General features: G+C 70.3%; 19 protein-coding genes and 1 tRNA gene. 14 read left to right on the forward strand and 6 right to left on the reverse strand.

The annotated features are described in order from the left end of the window. Positions 1–104: 104 nt before the first annotated feature. The gene (locus tag IEY33_RS08640) at positions 105–416 is read right to left on the reverse strand and encodes an MJ0042-type zinc finger domain-containing protein (protein ID WP_188962320.1); all 312 of its coding nucleotides are present in this window, start codon (positions 414–416) and stop codon (positions 105–107) included. 120 nt (positions 417–536) lie between these two features. Between IEY33_RS08640 and IEY33_RS08645 the strand changes: the two genes are divergently transcribed. Beyond that, positions 537–1,400 carry a DUF72 domain-containing protein gene (locus IEY33_RS08645; RefSeq protein ID WP_188962323.1) on the forward strand — a complete coding sequence of 288 codons (864 nt, stop codon included), beginning with the start codon at positions 537–539 and terminating at the stop codon, positions 1,398–1,400. An 83-nt stretch (positions 1,401–1,483) separates the two neighbouring features. On the opposite strand, the gene IEY33_RS08650 is transcribed toward IEY33_RS08645, so the two are convergent. After that, positions 1,484–1,921: a response regulator gene (locus IEY33_RS08650; RefSeq protein WP_188962325.1), complete on the reverse strand. Its 438-nt coding sequence runs from the start codon at positions 1,919–1,921 to the stop codon at positions 1,484–1,486. Between the two features lie 252 nt (positions 1,922–2,173). Between IEY33_RS08650 and hisF the strand changes: the two genes are divergently transcribed. The 5 genes from hisF to ribF all read left to right on the forward strand — a co-directional run bounded on the left by hisF (position 2,174) and on the right by ribF (position 6,468). Further along, positions 2,174–2,953 carry an imidazole glycerol phosphate synthase subunit HisF gene (hisF, locus tag IEY33_RS08655; protein WP_188962327.1) on the forward strand — a complete coding sequence of 260 codons (780 nt, stop codon included), beginning with the start codon at positions 2,174–2,176 and terminating at the stop codon, positions 2,951–2,953. Then, entirely contained in the window at positions 2,950–3,684 is a 735-nt protein-coding gene (gene hisIE, locus IEY33_RS08660; RefSeq protein ID WP_188962330.1) for a bifunctional phosphoribosyl-AMP cyclohydrolase/phosphoribosyl-ATP diphosphatase HisIE, read from the forward strand. Before hisF ends, hisIE begins: the two co-directional genes overlap by 4 nt. A 161-nt stretch (positions 3,685–3,845) precedes the next feature. After that, on the forward strand, positions 3,846–4,913 hold the full coding sequence (ftsZ, locus tag IEY33_RS08665) for a cell division protein FtsZ (protein ID WP_188962333.1): 1,068 nt from the start codon (positions 3,846–3,848) through the stop codon (positions 4,911–4,913). 164 nt (positions 4,914–5,077) lie between these two features. Then, positions 5,078–5,581: an NUDIX domain-containing protein gene (locus tag IEY33_RS08670; RefSeq protein ID WP_188962335.1), complete on the forward strand. Its 504-nt coding sequence runs from the start codon at positions 5,078–5,080 to the stop codon at positions 5,579–5,581. Continuing rightward, positions 5,578–6,468: a riboflavin biosynthesis protein RibF gene (gene ribF, locus IEY33_RS08675; RefSeq protein WP_188962338.1), complete on the forward strand. Its 891-nt coding sequence runs from the start codon at positions 5,578–5,580 to the stop codon at positions 6,466–6,468. Before IEY33_RS08670 ends, ribF begins: the two co-directional genes overlap by 4 nt. Before the next feature lie 87 nt (positions 6,469–6,555). On the opposite strand, the gene hpf is transcribed toward ribF, so the two are convergent. Further along, entirely contained in the window at positions 6,556–7,113 is a 558-nt protein-coding gene (gene hpf / locus IEY33_RS08680; RefSeq protein ID WP_188962435.1) for a ribosome hibernation-promoting factor, HPF/YfiA family, read from the reverse strand. Between the two features lie 254 nt (positions 7,114–7,367). Here hpf and IEY33_RS08685 point away from each other — a divergent pair, with 254 nt between their 5' ends. Then, complete coding sequence (locus tag IEY33_RS08685) at positions 7,368–8,006, forward strand: SDR family NAD(P)-dependent oxidoreductase (protein ID WP_188962340.1); 639 nt, start codon at positions 7,368–7,370, stop codon at positions 8,004–8,006. A gap of 33 nt (positions 8,007–8,039) precedes the next feature. Here the strand turns inward: IEY33_RS08685 and murJ are convergent, their stop codons facing one another. Then, positions 8,040–9,602: a murein biosynthesis integral membrane protein MurJ gene (murJ, locus tag IEY33_RS08690; protein WP_229670883.1), complete on the reverse strand. Its 1,563-nt coding sequence runs from the start codon at positions 9,600–9,602 to the stop codon at positions 8,040–8,042. Positions 9,603–9,704: 102 nt separating this feature from the next. Between murJ and IEY33_RS08695 the strand changes: the two genes are divergently transcribed. Next, a tRNA-Ser gene (locus IEY33_RS08695) sits at positions 9,705–9,794 on the forward strand. A gap of 116 nt (positions 9,795–9,910) precedes the next feature. Here the strand turns inward: IEY33_RS08695 and IEY33_RS08700 are convergent. Both IEY33_RS08700 and IEY33_RS08705 read right to left on the reverse strand, forming a co-directional pair. Next, on the reverse strand, positions 9,911–10,546 hold the full coding sequence (locus IEY33_RS08700; RefSeq protein WP_188962342.1) for an HAD family hydrolase: 636 nt from the start codon (positions 10,544–10,546) through the stop codon (positions 9,911–9,913). After that, on the reverse strand, positions 10,543–11,007 hold the full coding sequence (locus tag IEY33_RS08705; protein ID WP_188962344.1) for a hypothetical protein: 465 nt from the start codon (positions 11,005–11,007) through the stop codon (positions 10,543–10,545). Before IEY33_RS08705 ends, IEY33_RS08700 begins: the two co-directional genes overlap by 4 nt. Positions 11,008–11,087: 80 nt before the next feature. On the opposite strand from IEY33_RS08705, the gene IEY33_RS08710 reads away from it, so the two are divergent. The 6 genes from IEY33_RS08710 to IEY33_RS08735 all read left to right on the forward strand — a co-directional run bounded on the left by IEY33_RS08710 (position 11,088) and on the right by IEY33_RS08735 (position 16,695). After that, complete coding sequence (locus IEY33_RS08710; protein ID WP_188962347.1) at positions 11,088–11,582, forward strand: hypothetical protein; 495 nt, start codon at positions 11,088–11,090, stop codon at positions 11,580–11,582. 249 nt (positions 11,583–11,831) lie between these two features. Next, a complete protein-coding gene (gene hflX / locus IEY33_RS08715) occupies positions 11,832–13,610 on the forward strand; it encodes a GTPase HflX (RefSeq protein WP_188962441.1) in 1,779 nt (592 codons plus the stop codon). Then, positions 13,603–14,259, forward strand: coding sequence for a hypothetical protein (locus IEY33_RS08720; RefSeq protein ID WP_188962348.1), 657 nt, complete (start codon positions 13,603–13,605; stop codon positions 14,257–14,259). Before hflX ends, IEY33_RS08720 begins: the two co-directional genes overlap by 8 nt. A gap of 111 nt (positions 14,260–14,370) precedes the next feature. Continuing rightward, positions 14,371–15,315, forward strand: a complete 945-nt coding sequence (locus tag IEY33_RS08725; protein ID WP_188962350.1) for a GNAT family N-acetyltransferase — start codon at positions 14,371–14,373, stop codon at positions 15,313–15,315. Positions 15,316–15,373: 58 nt separating this feature from the next. Further along, a complete protein-coding gene (locus IEY33_RS08730; RefSeq protein WP_188962353.1) occupies positions 15,374–15,985 on the forward strand; it encodes a deoxynucleoside kinase in 612 nt (203 codons plus the stop codon). Positions 15,986–16,071: 86 nt separating this feature from the next. After that, on the forward strand, positions 16,072–16,695 hold the full coding sequence (locus IEY33_RS08735; protein ID WP_188962355.1) for a deoxynucleoside kinase: 624 nt from the start codon (positions 16,072–16,074) through the stop codon (positions 16,693–16,695). Positions 16,696–16,818: the final 123 nt, after the last annotated feature.

Here is a 16,818-nt window from a genome sequence, read left to right on the forward strand (position 1 = left end):
ACAGAAATTCGCCCAGGGCGACCGGAACGACCCGCCCCGGACAGACCACACGCGCTCACACGCCCGGCAACCTCCACTCCATTCACGGAGGTCACCGGAAGCGGTCAGGGCTCGCCCGGCGCGTCCTCGAACTCCAGCTCGATGTGCGCGTGGCAGTGCGGGCACGTCACGGTATCGCCGTCCTCGTCCCCCAGCATCTCCTCGGTCACGTCGAACTCCTCACCGCAGTTCGGGCAGGTCGTCAGGATGCCCAGCAGTTCCAGCTCGAACTCCTCGCCGTCGTTGACCGTCACTTCCATCTCGGCGTTGCAGTTGTCGCAGACGATGGCGTCCCCGACCTCCAGCTCGGCACGGTCCGTGTCCGTCAACTCCAGCACCTCGTCACAGACCGGGCACGTCACTTCCAGAATGCTCATGCAGGCCATTGTAGGCGCACGGCCCACGGCGTGCCCCACCTGCCCCTGCCCGCCCGCCGTGCCCTTCACCGCTCCTTGACGCCGCGCGGCCCCAGGCGCGCCCGCCGGTACAATGCCGCCATGCGGGTCTACATCGGCACCGGCGGGTACTCCAACGACGACTGGCTCGGCCTGCTGTACCCGGCCGGCACGCGCAGCACCGAGTACCTCGGCATCTACGCCCGGCACTTCGACGTGGTGGAACTCAACAGCAGCTTCTACGGCATTCCCGGCCTCAAGGCCTTCGCGGGCATGGCGGCCCGCAGCGCCGGACGCGTGCGCTTCACCGTCAAGCTGCATCAGGTGTTCACGCACGCCCGCACCCCGCAGGACAGCGACTTCGACCAGATGCTCCAGAGCCCCGAACCGCTGCGGGAGGCGGGCCTGATGGGGCCTTACCTCGCGCAGTTCCCGTACTCCTTCCACCGCACGCCCGAGAACCGCCGTTACCTCGGCATGCTCGCCGAACGCTTCGCGGGGCACGAACTGGCCGTGGAGTTCCGGCACGGCAGCTGGGACCGCCCGGAAGTCCGCGCGGGCATGGCCGAGTACGGCCTGCTGTGGGTCAGTCCCGACTACCCACCGGTGGGCGGCATGCCGGAACCGCAGCTGCACGTGACGGGCGAGGTCGGGTACCTGCGGCTGCACGGCCGCAACGGCGGCACGTGGTGGGAAGGCACGAGCGCCGCCGAGCGCCACGACTACCGCTACAGCCGCGCGGAACTGGAGGGCTGGGCGGACCAGGTGGCCGCCGCCCTGGACGCGGGCGAGGCCGAGGAACTCTACATCCTGTTCGAGAACACCACGCAGGGGCACGCGCTGCACAACATTCCCGTGCTGCGAGAAGCGCTGGAGGCGCGCGGCGTGCCGGTCTGGCATCCGGACCCGGACGCGCCCGACCCGGAAGGCGCGGGCGTGGACGGGCACCAGGCCAGCCTCTTCTGACCCGGCCCTGCCGAAGTCCGGGGCATCTGGTGTTCACGCTCGCTGCGCTCGGCTGAACGACAGGAGTTCAGCTCAAAACCGGATCAGAGGTGCGGCTGGGCGATCTGGTTCAGGCCGAGCCAGAAGGTCAGGGTGGCGCGCATCGTGTCGGCGAACATGGACAGGTCCGGCGGTTTGACGAGGTAGCCGTTCGCGCCGCGCCGGTACGCGGCCTGGATGTCCTTCTGTTCGCGGCTGGTGGTGAGCATCACGACGGGAATGTCGTGGAGTTTCTCGTCGGCGCGGATGGCGTCCAGCACGCCGAGTCCGTCGAGTTGCGGCATGTTCAGGTCGAGCAGCACGAGGCTGGGGCGGCGGTGGCGGTCGTCGCGGTGTGTGTGCAGGTACGCGAGCGCTTCGGGGCCGCCCTGGGCCGTGACGACCTCTGGACCGTCGGAGTCCTGCCCCAGCACTTCCAGGGCGAGCTCCAGGTCGTTCGGATTGTCGTCGACCAGCAGCACCTGTCGCTTGCGTCCACCCATCGCTTCCCCCTTCCCGCGCGCGGCCCTTCCGCTGTGATCCGGCAGCTCCTTTTCCTTAAGGAACCTTGAAAACCTTTATCCAAGATTAACATTCACAGTGAACGTCAAGTGAGACAAGTGTCCTAGTTGATGACGCGCACGGCCGCGCTGTACCGCGTCCAACCGCACGCGCAGGCCCGGCCGCCTGCCCGCGGCGCGCGAATGTAGACCTCCCCCCCGGCCGGGGCGGCACGGGCCGCTACACTGCTCGCTGTGTTGACCAAGCGCATCATTCCCTGCCTGGACGTCCAGAACGGACGGGTCGTCAAGAACGTCCGGTTCTTCGAGGACCACCGTGACGCGGGCGACCCCCTGACCCTCGCGCAGGCCTACGAGCAGCAGCAGGCCGACGAACTGGTCTTCTACGACATCACCGCCACGCACGAGGGCCGCAAACTCATGCTGGACGTCGCCGCGCGCGTCGCGGAGGCCGTCATGATGCCGCTCACGGTGGGCGGCGGCGTCGAGAGTGTGGCGGACTTCCGGCAGCTGCTGCTCGCCGGAGCCGACAAGATCAGCGTGAACAGCAGCGCCGTGCGCCGCCCGCAGCTCATCCGGGAGGCCAGCGACCATTTCGGCGCGCAGTGCGTGGTGCTCAGCATCGACGCCAAACGCCGCCCGGACGGGAGCGGCTGGAACGTCTTCGTGGGCGGCGGCCGCATCGACACGGGCCTCGACCTGCTCGCGTGGGCGCAGGAGGGCGAGCGGCTCGGGGCGGGCGAACTGTGCCTGAACGTGATGGACGCCGACGGGACCCGTGCGGGCTTCGACCTGCAGGCCACGCGCGCCGTGAGCGACGCCGTGAACCTGCCGGTCATCGCGTCGGGCGGCGCGGGCCGCGTGCAGGACTTCTACGACGTGCTGACCGAAGGGCACGCGGACGCCGCGCTCGCCGCGAGCGTCTTCCATTTCGGCGAACTGACCGTGAACGGCGTGAAGGCCGAACTGAAACAGCGGGGCCTGAACGTCCGCCCCGCCTGGAGCGACGTATGACCACCCCCGACCCTGCCCTCCCCCCCACCCCGGCCACCCCGGACCTGACGCGCGTGCGGTTCGGCCCGGACGGCCTCGTGCCGGTCGTGACGCAGGACGCCGCGACCGGCGAGGTCCTGATGCAGGCGTACGCGGACCTCGCCGCGCTGCAGCACACGCTCGCCACACGGCAGGGCACGTACTACAGCCGTTCGCGCGGCGAGCAGTGGGTCAAGGGCCTCACGAGCGGGCACGTGCAGCACGTGGAAAGCGTCGCCCTCGACTGCGACGGCGACAGCGTCCTGTACCGCGTGCACCAGCACGGTCCCGCCTGCCACACCGGCGAACGCAGCTGCTTCTTCACGCCGCTCCTCGCAGCGGAAGAGGAGACGGACGCGGGTCAGGGGCTGGACGGCGTGCTGGAACGCGTGTACGGCACCATCCGCGAACGCCTGGACACCCTGCCGGAAGGCAGTTACGTGGCGCGCCTGCACGCGGGCGGCCTGGACCGCGTGCTGAAGAAGGTCGCGGAGGAGTCCGGCGAGGTGCTGCTCGCCACCAAGAATGCCGGGACCGGCACGGACGACGAGCGGGCCGCCGCGCGCGCCGAGCTGAGCACCGAGGTCGCCGACCTGCTCTTCCACACGCTGTTCGCGATGGCGGAGGTCGGCGTGACGCCCGGCGACGTGGCCGCCGTCCTGCGGGGCCGCGAGGGCCGCACCGGCCTGAAAGGCCCCAAGGAAGTCGGCTGAGCACCCCGCGCGCCGCGCCCCTCACAGCCCCCTGACAGACGGCACCTCACCGGTCTGGGTGTGCGCTACACTGTGCGGAGTTTCCGACTGCAGGGCATCTCCAGGACCTGTGCAGCGACCGGCGGGTCAGAGGCGGCCCGCCGTATTGAAGGAGTGTATTGATGCAAGCGGCCAAAATCAGAGTCATCGGTCTGGGCGGAGCGGGCAACAACGCCGTGAACCGCATGATTGAATCGGGACTGGACGGTGTGGAGTTCATCGCCGGCAACACCGACGCGCAGGTTCTGGCCAAGAGCCACGCCGAGGTCCGCATCCAGCTGGGCGACCGGCTGACACGCGGTCTCGGCGCGGGCGCGGACCCCGAGGTGGGCGAGAAGGCCGCCATGGAGGACCGCGAACGCATCAAGGAGTACCTCGAGGACACCGACATGCTGTTCATCACGGCCGGCATGGGCGGCGGCACCGGCACCGGCAGCGCGCCCGTCGTGGCGGACCTCGCCCGTGAGATGGGCATCCTGACGGTCGGCATCGTCACGCGGCCCTTCGACATGGAAGGCCCGAAACGCAAGCGCGTCGCCGAGGAAGGCATCCACAAGCTGTCCGAGCGCGTGGACGGCATGATCGTCGTCAACAACCAGAAGCTCCTCGCCGCCATCGAGAAGAAGACCCCGATGCGCGACGCCTTCCTGATCGCCGACCGCGTCCTGTACTACGGCGTGAAAGGCATCAGCGACGTCATCAACGTCGAAGGCATGATCAACGTGGACTTCGCGGACGTCCGCAACCTGCTGTCCGGCGCGGGCGCCGTCCTGATGGGCATCGGCACCGGACGCGGAGAGAAGCTCGCCGACGAGGCCGCGCTGAGCGCCATCAACAGCCCGCTGCTGGAACGCGGCATCGAGGGCGCGCGCCGCATCCTCGTGAACGTCACGGGCGGCAGCGACCTGTCCATGCACGAAGCGAACGAGATCGTCGAGAAGATCCGCGAGGCGACCGGCCAGGAAGACCCCGACATCCTCTTCGGCATCACGCCCGACGAGAACGCGGGCGACGAGGTGCGCGTCACCGTCATCGCGACCGGCTTCGGGGACGGCCCCACCTCCATCGCCGGGACCGCGTCGCGCGGCAGCGGCACCCTCGACAACATCGTCCGCGTCCGCAGCGGCAGCAGCTACGACCCCAAGGACTACGAGATCCCCACCTTCCTGCGCAAAGGCGACCGGGACTGACCCACTGACCCGCCCGGGCGTGCCGTGCAGGCCCGCCCCCGGAGCGACCGCAAAGTCATCCCCGAACCACAGGAACAGGCCGTCTGCCCCTCACCGGGCGGCGGCCTGTTCCTGTGCGCGTATCCGGGCCGGGCCTGCACGGCAAATGCTCTACACTCGCCGTCATGAGCGACACGCCCGGCAGCACCGCAGTTCTCTACGACGGACACATCGTGAAACTGGAACTTCAGGACGGCAAGTGGGAGATCGTGCGGCACCGGGACGCCGTCAGCGTCCTCGTGCTGGACGGCGAGGGCCGGATGCTGTGCGTGCGGCAGCCGCGCCGCGCCATCGGCACGGACACGGTCGAGGCGCCTGCCGGACTGATCGACGACGGCGAGACGCCCGAGCAGGCCGCGCGCCGCGAACTGCAGGAGGAGGCGGGCCTGGACGGCGACATGCGCCTCCTGACGCGGTACTACTCCAGTCCCGGCTTCAGCGACGAGCAGATCTACCTGTATCACGCCACCAATCTGCGCGAGTCGCGCCTCCCGATGGACGACGACGAGCAGATCGAGGTGGAGTGGCTGCAGCCGCGCGCGGTGCTGGAAGGCCTGCGGGACGGCACCATGACCGGGAGTGCCACGACCGTCACGGCGGCCCTGTACGCCCTGCAGGTGCAGGCGTGAAGACGTACGTCTCCCCCACCCAGCGGCCCGACACCGAGACGGTCGTCGCGGTCGGGAGTTTCGACGGGGTGCACCTGGGGCATCAGGCGCTGCTGGCGCGCCTGAAGGAACGCGCGCGGCATTACCGGGTGCCGAGCGTGGTGTACACCTTCGACCCGCCCACGCGCGTCCTGATGCAGGGCGTGGAGTTTCTGAGCACCCTGCCCGAGAAGCTCGACCTGCTGGCCCGCTACGGGATCGACGAGGTGATCGCCGTGCCGTTCACGCCGGAGTTCGCGGCGCGGCCCAAGGAAGCGTTCCTGGACGACCTGCGGACCCTGCGCCCGCGCGCGCTGGTGGTCGGGGAGGACTTTCACTTCGGGAAGGGCCGCGCGGGTGGCCTCGCCGACCTGAAGGGCGTGAGCGGCGACGTGGTGGCGCTCCCCATGCACAGCCTGGGCGGCGAGGACATCAAGAGCACGCGGGTGCGCGAGATGCTGAAGGCCGGGGACGTGGAGGGCGCTTCGCGCTTCCTGGGGCGGCATTACGACGCGCAGGGCGTCGTGGTGCGCGGTGATCAGCTGGGGCGCACCATCGGGTACCCGACCGCGAACATCCGCGTGCCGGAAGGCAAGGCGCTGCCGCTCGGGGTGTTCGCGGCGCGCACCATCATCGACGGGCAGGCGTACCCCGGCATGGCGAACGTCGGGTACCGCCCGACCGTGGACGGCCGCGAACTGCGTTTCGAGGTGAACCTCTTCGATTTCGACGGGGACCTGTACGGGCAGGAGGTACAGGTGAAGTTCTGGCATTACCTGCGCGGCGAGACGCGCTTCTCCGGCCTGGACGCCCTCAGGGCGCAGCTGGCGCAGGACGCACTGGACGCCCGCGCCCGCCTCAGCGAGTAGCGCGGACCCGCACGAACAGGAACCGGAGGGCGCGCTGCGGCAGCGCCCTCCGGTTCCTGTGTTCCTTCCTGTGTGCCGCCCGGACGTTCAGGTTTTCGGTTCGATCAATCCGTAGTGGCCGTCCTTGCGGCGGTACACGACGCCGCAGCCGCCCGTCTTGGCGGACAGGAACACGTAGAAGTCGTGACCGAGGGCCTCCATCTGCGCGGCGGCGTCCTCGGGCGTCATGGGGCGCATCTCGAAGCTCTTCTGACGGACGATCTCGGGCCGGAATTCGGTCACGTCGTCGATGGGCGGCGCGGACATCGGGGAGGCGATGTCGGCCTCGTTGCCGTCCTCGCGCTGCTTGAGGTACCGGGTCTTGAACTTGCGCAGCTGGCGTTCGAGCACGTCGGAGGCGTGGTCGATGGCGGCGTACATGTCGGCGTGGTGCTCCTCGGCGCGGATGATGCCGTGCGGGACGTTCAGCTGCACTTCCACGCGGTTGCGGCGGCCCGCGTCGCGCACGTCGCGGACGGTGAGGGTCACGCGGGCATCCGTGATCTGGCTGCTGTAGCGGTCGAGCCTCGTGAGCTTGTTCTCCACGTAGTCCCGCAGCGCCTCGGTCACTTCGACGTTTCGTCCGGCCAGCTTGTAGATATGCACCATTCCACCCCTTTTCCTGAAGTGATTCCCGGCAGGGAGTACGCGGCCCGACCACCCGTCACCGGGCGGCCGCGGGTGCTGCGTTGTGTTCCGCTACCGGTGAGTCAGTCTACCCACGGGGTCATGAGCGTGTCAGGTGAAAACGCACGGACGGCACTTCAGAAAAGGTGCATGATGGATAGCGGTGAGTTCGGGCGTCCCCTCCGCGTGATCGCCCACCTTCTGCGTGACGCGCGTGTGCTGTGCTGTAAGGCATGGCGACACTGGTGATCGGAGCGACGGGCGGAATTGGTGAGGCGCTGGCGCGCGCATGGCCGGAAGAGGCCCTGTGGCTGAGCGGCCGGAACGAAGAGCGGCTGGACGCGCTCGCGACGGAACTGAAGGCCACGCCGCTGAGGGCGGACCTGGGGTACGAGAGTCACATCCGGGCGATGTTCGATTCGCTGACCCTGCCGCTCGATACGGTGGTGTACGCGGCGGGCACAGCCCTGCCGGAACCGGTGCAGGGCGCGACGCCGGACGCGGTGCGGCGCGTGTGGAACGCGAACTACTTCGGGGCGATGTGGGTGCTGAAGTACGGCCTGCCGCACCTTGCGGACGGTGGACGCATGTACTTCGTGGGTGCGCGGCCGGAACTCGTCACGGCGCGCGGGTTCGGGCAGTACGCGGCGAGCAAGGCGGCCCTGGCGCGCCTGCTGGACGTGACGCGGCTGGAGGCGCGCGGCCGGACACTGACGCTGGTGCTGCCGCCCGCCGTGGACACGCCCCTGTGGACGCAGGTGGGCCGCACGCCGAAGGGGGCCATGAGCGCCGGAACGGTCGCGCAGGCGATCGTCGCGGACCGCGCGGGGGCCGGGCAACCGGAACTGCGCGTGGAGGACACGGCAGGCTGACTCCCGGCCCGTGCGGGTCAGCGCCGTGCGGGTTCAGCGGCGGCGGACGCGGCTCATCAGGCCCTGCAGTTCGGGCAGGCGCAGGGCCGCGGCGAGCGCCAGATACACGGCGCCGCCCGCGCCGCCCGCCACGACCAGGCCCAGCATGCCGGGCAGGAAGCGGCCCGGGGCCGGCAGGAACGCCGCGACGCGCCACGCGACGAGGCCCGCCACCGCCGCGATCGGCAGGACGCGCGCGAGGTGCAGCATGAACGGCGTGAGCGCGAACCCGATGCGGCGGCGGTACATCATGAACAGCACGGCGCTCATGACCGTCCCGGTGATGGTGGTGGCGAGCCCGAACCCGAAGTACCCGAAGGCGGGCGTGAGCACGCGGTACAGCAGCACCTCCGCCACGAAGCCCACGGCGGAGACCGTGACGGCTTCCCGCACGCGCTCGCGGGCGTAGAAGGTGCGCAGCAGGATGGTGTTCACGGCCCACGGCACGAGCGCGAGCGCCCAGCCTTCCAGGATGCCGCTGCCCGCCCGGAACTTGCTCGCGTCGAGCGCGTGGCTGAGGTTGAAGATGCTGACGGCCTGCCCGGACAGCGCGACGAGCAGCGCACTGGTGGGCGCGGCCAGGAACGTCACGAGCCGCAGTGCCTGCAGCGTCAGGGTGCGGAAGGACGCCCAGTCGCGGTCGGCGGCGTTCTGCGACAGGCGCGGGAAGTACGCGAGGGCCGGACTGACCACGAACAGGCCGTTCGCGAGCGTGAAGAGCGTCTCGGCGTTGTTGTACCCGGTGACGGTACCGAGCGGGTACTGACCGCTCGACAGGAGGCGCTGCACGTAGAAGTTCAGGATCTGCCGCGCGCCCGCCGTGAGCGTGAACGGCGCCATGTTCGTCAGGACGCGCCGCATGGCGGGGTGCGTGGCGAGCGCCGGGGTGGGCAGCAGCCCGAACCGGTTCAGGGACGGGAGCTGCACGAGCAGCTGCGCGAGGCCGCCGATCAGCCAGCCGAGCGCGAGCCACGTACCGCTGTGCGGCAGCAGCAGCAGGATGGCGATGCTGGCGATGTTGAACGCGACCGGCGCGAAGCTCGACTCGCGGAAGTGCTCGTCGGCGTTCAGGAGGCCCATCGCGATGGCGGACAGGCTGATCAGCATCAGGAACGGCACGAGGAGGCGCGTCATGTACACCACCAGCTCGAAGCTGATCTGACTGCCGGGCGGGACGAGCAGGCCCGCAATCCACGGGGCGGCCAGGATGCCCAGCGCCATCAGGATCAGGTTCACGGCGATCAGGACGCCGCTGAACGCCCGCGCCAGCGAGCGCCGCCCGTCCGTGTCGAGGGACTTGTACACCGGGATGAAGGCGTTCACGAGCGCGCCCTCCGCCAGCAGTTCGCGCAGGGTGTTCGGGACGCGCGTCGCGAGCAGGAACGCGTCGGTCAGCGCGGCCGGGAAGGCGTTGATCAGGAGTTGCCGCACGATGCCCGACAGGCGCGAGCCGAGCGTGCCGAGCATCACCACCACGATGTTCCGCCCGGCCTTGCGGGGGGCCGGGGCGGGCGGGACGGGCGTGGGCGGTTCGGGCGGGCGGGGCGCGGCGGTCATGCTCCGGGTACTCTAGCGTGCGCCCGACCCGTGAACGCGCGGGACGTGTTGCCGGTCCGGGGAACGCGTGCTAGATTACGCTTCGCCTGCGCGCAGGTGAGTGGAGAGGTGCCAGAGTGGTTGAATGGGACAGTCTCGAAAACTGTTGTGTGGGCAACTGCACCGTGGGTTCGAATCCCACCCTCTCCGCCAGAACGACCCGCAGGATCAGAGCATGAGCAGCGACACGGACGCCCGCAGACAGGGCGTCCGTTCTGCATTGCCCACCCCTGTGCATGGCCCGTGGCGCGGGGCGGGGACCGTGCGGTTCAGGCCGTGTCGGCGGTCTGCAGCAGGGCCGTCAGGTCCGGCAGTTCCACGTCCGCCGTGTGCGCCACCGTCACGCCCGGCGTGAGCAGCAGCGCCGTGCGGCACCCGGCGGCCCGGCCCGCCTGCACGTCCAGTTCGCGGTCCCCGACCACCAGCACGTCCCGCGCGTCCAGCGCGTGCCGCGACAGCAGCGCCCGGAACAGTGCCGGGTCCGGCTTGCGCGCGTACCCGTCCGACACGCACAACATGTCGTCCAGCAGCGCGTCCAGGCCCGCCGCCTCCAGCCGCCAGCGCGCGCCTTCCCGGTCGCGGTGCGTGCCGAGCAGGTTCAGGCCCCCGGCCGCCCGCACGGCCCGCATGACCTGCGCCGCGCCCGGCATGGCCGGGGCCGCCTGCTGCCCGCGCACCGCGTACTCCCGCGCGTACGCGGCGTGCACGTCCGGCACGTGCAGGCCCGCGCGCCGCGACAGCACCTCCACCGCGTGATCCAGCGTGAGGCGCGTCAGGGCCTGCACCTCCGCGAGCGGCACGGCCGCGCCCAGCCCCGCCAGGGCCGCCACGAGGGACCCGTCCGTGGCCGGGTACGTGTCGAGCAGCGTCCCGTCCAGGTCCCACAGCACGTGCCGGAACGTCACCGCGCCCCCACGTTCGCCGCGTGGAACCGCAGCGCGCCCGCGTGCGTCGCCGCGTGCACCAGCGCCGACAGCGCGCCGTTCACGCCGTCCGCGTCCAGTTCACGGCGCGTCAGCACGGCCCGCGCCTGCGCGAACGCCGCCGCCAGCGCCTCCCGCTCCGCCCGCCACTGCGCGTCCGTCACGCCCGTCACCGCCCACGGCGCGGACAGGTCCGGGAAGGTCACGTTGCCGTCCGCCTCGCCTGCCGCGAACGTCAGGAGCTGCGTCAGGTGCGCCACGAACGCCGCCACCGGGGGCCGCCCCGCCGCCACCGGCACGGACGCCTCCCGCGCACTCAGGTTCGCCAGGACCGGGAGCAGGCCCGCGCCCGGTTCGCTGAACTGCCCGTACCCGGCGCCCACCTCCGGCCCGTGAGCGAGTTCGTGCAGCAGCAGGATCAGGTGCGCCTGAACGGAATTCATTCCCCGAGCATAGCGGGCCGTGACGGCGCACGAGAGAAAATGCGCCCAACGGCACAACAGAACTCCGGTAAACTTTCACGGTGCGCCGACTCCTCCTCGCCGTTGCCGCGTCTACCCTCGTCACGTTCGCCGGTGCTGCCGACCTGTCCGGCATCATCGTCAATCACGTCATGCAGAAGGTGCCCGCCACGCTCACCCTCCAGATTCCCGCCCGGGAAGGCGCGCAGAATGCCGCCGTGTGGATCCTGAAGGGTGACGCGCAGGCGCAGCTGTGGCAGAACCCCACCGGACTGCAGGCGGAGAACCTGACGTTCTACTACTTCTACAGTCTGGGGCCGGACTACTGGGTCGTGATGCTCGGTGGGCCGCAGGCTCCCCTGCGTGACTACCTGGGCACCTCGCGGTACAGGGCCGTCGGGACCCTGCAGCTTGCCGAAGGTCCTGGGACGCTGCTGCGCATCGAAGGCGGGCGGTTCAGCGGGTACATGGCGATGCAGGGACCGCGGCAGAAGCTGTTCCTGATGCCTCCCGCGCTGGTCGCCAGAAGCCCCAGGCTGGCCCCGTACCTGAAGTAGGCTCCCAGCGAGCGGATCACCCGCCCGGTCCTCCTCCGCCATCGTGCGGATGCGCGGGCGGGGCGGGAGGGTCATGCTGTGGGCATCATGGTTCAGACGACGCGTTGAGACGCCCCTCCCCCCGCGATCTTCAGGTCCCGTCAGGCTGGGGTCACGGTTGCGTTCATGGGGGAGCGGTAACATGAGAACACGAATCTCTCCGGGACCTGCACGCCGTTCTGGCGGTCCCCGCTTCAAAGGAGCACCGACATAGACAAAGTACTGGGCAATACATCCGGCCTTCGTTCCGCGCAGCTGAAATCCCTCGGTAACCTGTACCGTCGTCGTCTCGCGCCCGGAACCGTCACCAGCCCGGAGCTGGCCCGCAATCTGGCGGAACTCTCTCACGAGATCCGGCGTGAGATCAGCGTGCTGATCGACCGTCGCGGCCGGGTGTTGAGCGTGAGTGTCGCGGACGCGAAGGCGGCGGAATTGCCGGCCGTGCGCCGCGGCGAGGAGCGCCTGTCCGGGTTTCACCTGCTGCACACGCACCCGAAGGGCGGCGGGCTCAGCAAGAACGACCTGTCGACGCTGTTCCTGAACCGCCTGGACGCCGTCGCGGCCGTCGAGGTGCGCCCCGACGGGCTGCCCGGCAACGTGCACCTCGCGCACCTGACGCCTCCCGGCACGGTGGGCGAGGAGGAGGACTGGCGCATCTACCCGCCCAAGTCTCCCTCTGACATGGAGGACTTCGATCTGGCGGGGCAGGTGCGGGCGCTGGAGGAGGAGATCGCGCGGGCGAGCCGCGTGCGTGAGGCCGCGCCCGACAAGGAGCGCGCGCTGCTGGTGCAGATCGATCAGGGCGAGGTGGACGCCGAGGAACGCCTCGCGGAACTCTCGGAACTAGCGCGCACGGCGGGCGCGGACGTGGTGTACAAGGAACTCGTGTCGCGCAGGCACCTGAAGGCGGGCACGCTGGTCGGTGCCGGCAAGCTGGAGGAACTCACGAGCCGCGCGTACCACCTGGACGCGCAGACGCTGGTGTTCGGGCAGGAGCTGGGCGCGGCGCAGGCGCGCGAGATCGAGGCGGCGACGGGCCTGAAGATCATCGACCGGACGCAGCTGATCCTGGACATTTTCGCGCTGCACGCGCAGGGCGTCGAGTCGCGCCTGCAGGTGGAACTGGCGCAGTTGCGGTACATGAAACCGCGCCTGCTGGGGGCGGGGGCGCGCCTGTCGCGCATCGGCGCGTCGGGCGGCAGTGCGGCGGGCGGCGCGATCGGGACGCGCGGGCCGGGCGAGACGAAGCTGGAGCTGGATCGCCGCCGCATCAACGACCGCATCTCGTTCTTGGAAGCGCAGCTGGAGAACGTCGCGGTGCGGCGCGAGGAGCGGCGCAAGAACCGCAGCCGCAACGACGTGCCGGTCGTGAGCATCGTGGGGTACACGAACGCCGGGAAGAGCACGCTGCTGAACGCGTTCACGCACGCCGCCGAGGAACCGAGGCGCGTGCTGGCCGAGAACAAGCTGTTCGCGACGCTGCGGCCCACCAGCCGTCAGGGGTACCTGGAGGGGATCGGGCCGGTGGTGTTCACGGACACGGTGGGCTTCATCCGGGACCTGCCCGCCGACCTGAGCCGCGCGTTCCGCGCGACGCTGGAGGAGATCGGGGACGCGGACCTGCTGCTGCACGTGGTGGACGCCTCCGCGCCGGACGCGGACGCCCGTTACGGCGCGGTGCGGCGCATCCTGTCGGACCTGGACCTGGACGACATGCCGGAAGTGGTGGCGCTCAACAAGGCCGACCACGCCGACCCGGAAGCGCTCGACCGGGAGCGCATGCGGATGGGGGGCGTGGCGATCAGTGCCGTGAGCGGTCAGGGCCTCCCGTGGCTGCGGAGCGTGCTGGCCGACACGCTGCAGCGGCAGGCGGAAGCGCAGGCGGAGCAGGTGGCGCTGGCGCGGCAGGAGCGGGTGCGGATAAAGGCGGAGCTGGAGCGCCCTTCATCCAACCTGCGGCTCGGCGCGGGACAATACCCGCATGATTGACGGTTTCCTGAATACCCTGCGCAAGACGGGCGAGCGCGTGCAGCGGCGCGGCGAGGAGGTCGCGCAGGCGGCCCGGCTGCGGCTGGACATCTTCCAGCTGAACCGCGAGCTGGACGCCCTGTACGCCCGCCTGGGCCGCGCGTATCACGGGAACGCGAGCGTCGCGTCCCTGGAGGAGATCCGCGCGGAGATCGGGCGGGTGGACGAGGAGATCGCGGCCCGTGAGCGCCTGCTGACCGAGCTGGGCGCGGACCTGCAGGACCCGGCCGAGGTGCCCGCAGGGCCCGTCGATCTGAAGAAGTCACCCGTCCCCGCTGCGGGCCGCGCGTCACCGTTCGCGGTGAGTGCCCCGCCCGCCGAACTTCAGGGCGCGGCCACCCCGGCCGCCCGCACCCCGCAGGACGCGCAGACGGCACTCAGCGTCTGGCGTGAAAAGGAGGCCACCCGCATGACCGACGACCACAGCAGCGCGCAGGACCGCGTCACGAACCCCAACGAGGCCGGGACCGGCGAGAAGCTGCAACCGACCGGCAACACCGCCAGCATGGGCAACGAGGCCGCCCGTGACGGCATGGCCCGTCACGAGAACCACCTGAAGGAAGGGGAACTCGCCACGCGCGACCCCGACCCGCTCGCCAGCAAGGACTGACGCCTGCGGCGGTCCTCTGAACACTGCATCGACCGGGCGGGACGGCATCTTCGGGTGCCGTCCCGCTCAACTGTGTGGGGCCAGAGAGGGCCGCTGCCGTACCCTGGACGGATGACGATCATCAGACCGTACGTGACGGGGGACGCGGAGGGATGGGTGCGGCTCACCAACCTCGCGCGCGGGCACGCGCTGAGCGTGGAACGTTTCCTGCAGGGCGAGTTGCGGGAAGGGAGCGCCCCGTGGCGCGTGGTGGCCGTGACGGGCGGCGCGCAGGGCGAGACGGTGGTGGGCGTGGCGGAACTGCGGGCGTTCCCGTACATCCCGGCCGGGTGGCGGCAGGTGACGCTGGCCGTCACGCCGGACGGGCGGGGGTGCGGGGTGGGTCGCGCCCTGGAAGGCGCGGTGCGGGCCGAGGTGGAGCGCCTGCAGGGGACCGGGGAGGGACCGGCGGGCCTCGCCGTGAACGCCCGCGACGACGACCCGGACAGCCGCGCGTGGGCGGAGCGGCGGGGTTTCGCGCTGCACGCGCACCGCTTCGCGAGCGAACTGGACCTGCGCGCGGCCCAGCCGGGGCCCGAGTGGCCGGACGGTGTGCGCGTGCGCGACATGACGCGCGCCACCGGCGCCGACTGGGCACGCCTGGAAGGCATGTACGCGGACCTGCTCCTGCAGACGCCGGACCTGGCGGGACAGCCGCGCTGGACGCCGGAACAGGTGCGGGCCTCGGTGCGGGACGAGCGCAGCCTGCCGGAGTGGCTGCTGATCGCGCAGGGGCCGCCCACGCCGGAAGGGGACGGGGAATGGCTGGGGGTGTGCCAGGGCACGCGGATCAGCACGGGCATCTACAACGAGTTCACGGCCGTGCTGCCCGGGGCGCGCGGGCAGGGGCTCGCGCGGGCCCTGAAGCTGGAACTGGTGCGGCGCGCACAGCAGGCGGGCGTGACGTCCATGCGGACCAACAACCACGCCGCGAACGCCCCGATGCTGGCCGTGAACCGCCGCCTGGGGTTCCGGCCGCTGTCCGGCATGCTGGAACTGTGGCGCGCCCTCCCGTGACGGGCGCGGGGCGGGCCGGGGCTTTCGTTCGGCCGTCCGGCGGTCTATCATTCCGGGCGTGTATATGGTCGTGGAGGGCCCCATCGGGGTCGGGAAAACCAGTCTGACGCGGCGGCTGGCGGCACGGTACGGTGCCGAACTGAAGCTGGAGGTGGTCGAGGAGAACCCCTTCCTGGCCCCGTTCTACGAGAATCCGGCCGCGTTCGCGTTTCAGGTGCAGGTGTTCTTTCTGCTGTCGCGCTTCAAGCAGCTGTCGGCGCTCAGTCAGGGCGGGCTGTGGGGGCAGGGCGTGGTCGGCGACTACCTGTTCGCGAAGGACTTCATCTTCGCGGCCATGAACCTCAAGGATCACGAGTTCTCGCTGTACAACGACCTGTACACGCACCTCAGCCCCCGCCTGCCCACGCCGGACCTCGTGGTGTACCTGCGGGCCGACACGGACGTGCTGCTGCGCCGCATCGAGAAGCGCGGGCGGCCCTTCGAGCAGGACATGCAGGCCGCGTACCTCGCGGACCTCACCTCCCGCTACGACGAGTACTTCCGGACGTACAGCGGGAACCTGCTGATCGTCGAGGCGGGCGAGATCGATTTCGTGGGCGACCCGGCGCACGAGCAGGACCTGATGACCCGCATTCACGAGGCGCTCGGCGAGAGTTCCGCCGCCGACTGAAGTTCCGGGCGGACCGCCCGCCGCCCCCCGTTCCACCCGCCCCCGCCCCGGCGTTCGCAGTCCGTCCGGTCCACCCCTGGAGTTTCATGTACATCGCCATTTCCGGCAACATCGGCAGCGGCAAGAGCACCCTGACGGGTATGCTCTCCGCGCGGTACGGTCTCACGCCCGTCTACGAGGCCTTCGAGGAGAACCCGTACCTGCAGGACTTCTACGCCGACATGCGCCGGTACAGCTTTCACAGTCAGGTGTTCTTCCTCAGCAAGCGCCTGTCGCAGCACCTGACGCTCGTGAACGGCGCCGAGCGCGTCATTCAGGACCGGACGGTGTTCGAGGACGCGAACGTCTTCGCCCGCAACCTGTACGAGGCCGGGCAGATGGAGGAACGCGACTGGCGCACGTACGGCGGCCTGTACGGCGGCATCCTGCCCGCCCTGCGCACGCCGGACCTGCTGATTCATATCGACGCGGGCCTGCCGGTCCTGCGCAGCCGCATCCAGCGGCGCGGACGCGGGTACGAGCAGGACATCCCAGACGACTACCTGGAGCGCCTGAACCGCCTGTACGACGTGTGGGTGAACGCGTACCATCACAGTCCGCTGCTGCGCATTCCGGGAGACGAGGTGGACTTCGTGGCGGACCCGGAGGGTTTCGGGTGGGTGTGCCGTCAGATCGAGGCGCGCGGGCTGCGCGAACCGATGCTGCGCTGAGCGGGTGAGCGAGGGCTGGCGCATACCCGCGTGGTCGTGGGGTCATGGTAATGAGGCGTTGTAGCGGTGGATGAAGAGCCACACGAGCATCTCCAGATGGGCCTGCTTGCGGCTGAACGACAG

The organism is Deinococcus aquiradiocola, assembly GCF_014646915.1.
Lineage (GTDB): Bacteria > Deinococcota > Deinococci > Deinococcales > Deinococcaceae > Deinococcus > Deinococcus aquiradiocola.

What these genes read in the sequence shown, in the direction of transcription:
- IEY33_RS08640 (WP_188962320.1), bottom strand. Translation starts at nt 416, where the DNA reads ATGAGCATTCTGGAAGTGACGTGCCCGGTCTGTGACGAGGTGCTGGAG.
- IEY33_RS08645 (WP_188962323.1), top strand. Translation starts at nt 537, where the DNA reads ATGCGGGTCTACATCGGCACCGGCGGGTACTCCAACGACGACTGGCTC.
- IEY33_RS08650 (WP_188962325.1), bottom strand. Translation starts at nt 1,921, where the DNA reads ATGGGTGGACGCAAGCGACAGGTGCTGCTGGTCGACGACAATCCGAAC.
- hisIE (WP_188962330.1), top strand. Translation starts at nt 2,950, where the DNA reads ATGACCACCCCCGACCCTGCCCTCCCCCCCACCCCGGCCACCCCGGAC.
- ftsZ (WP_188962333.1), top strand. Translation starts at nt 3,846, where the DNA reads ATGCAAGCGGCCAAAATCAGAGTCATCGGTCTGGGCGGAGCGGGCAAC.
- IEY33_RS08670 (WP_188962335.1), top strand. Translation starts at nt 5,078, where the DNA reads ATGAGCGACACGCCCGGCAGCACCGCAGTTCTCTACGACGGACACATC.
- IEY33_RS08685 (WP_188962340.1), top strand. Translation starts at nt 7,368, where the DNA reads ATGGCGACACTGGTGATCGGAGCGACGGGCGGAATTGGTGAGGCGCTG.
- murJ (WP_229670883.1), bottom strand. Translation starts at nt 9,602, where the DNA reads ATGACCGCCGCGCCCCGCCCGCCCGAACCGCCCACGCCCGTCCCGCCC.
- IEY33_RS08705 (WP_188962344.1), bottom strand. Translation starts at nt 11,007, where the DNA reads ATGAATTCCGTTCAGGCGCACCTGATCCTGCTGCTGCACGAACTCGCT.
- IEY33_RS08720 (WP_188962348.1), top strand. Translation starts at nt 13,603, where the DNA reads ATGATTGACGGTTTCCTGAATACCCTGCGCAAGACGGGCGAGCGCGTG.
- IEY33_RS08725 (WP_188962350.1), top strand. Translation starts at nt 14,371, where the DNA reads ATGACGATCATCAGACCGTACGTGACGGGGGACGCGGAGGGATGGGTG.
- IEY33_RS08735 (WP_188962355.1), top strand. Translation starts at nt 16,072, where the DNA reads ATGTACATCGCCATTTCCGGCAACATCGGCAGCGGCAAGAGCACCCTG.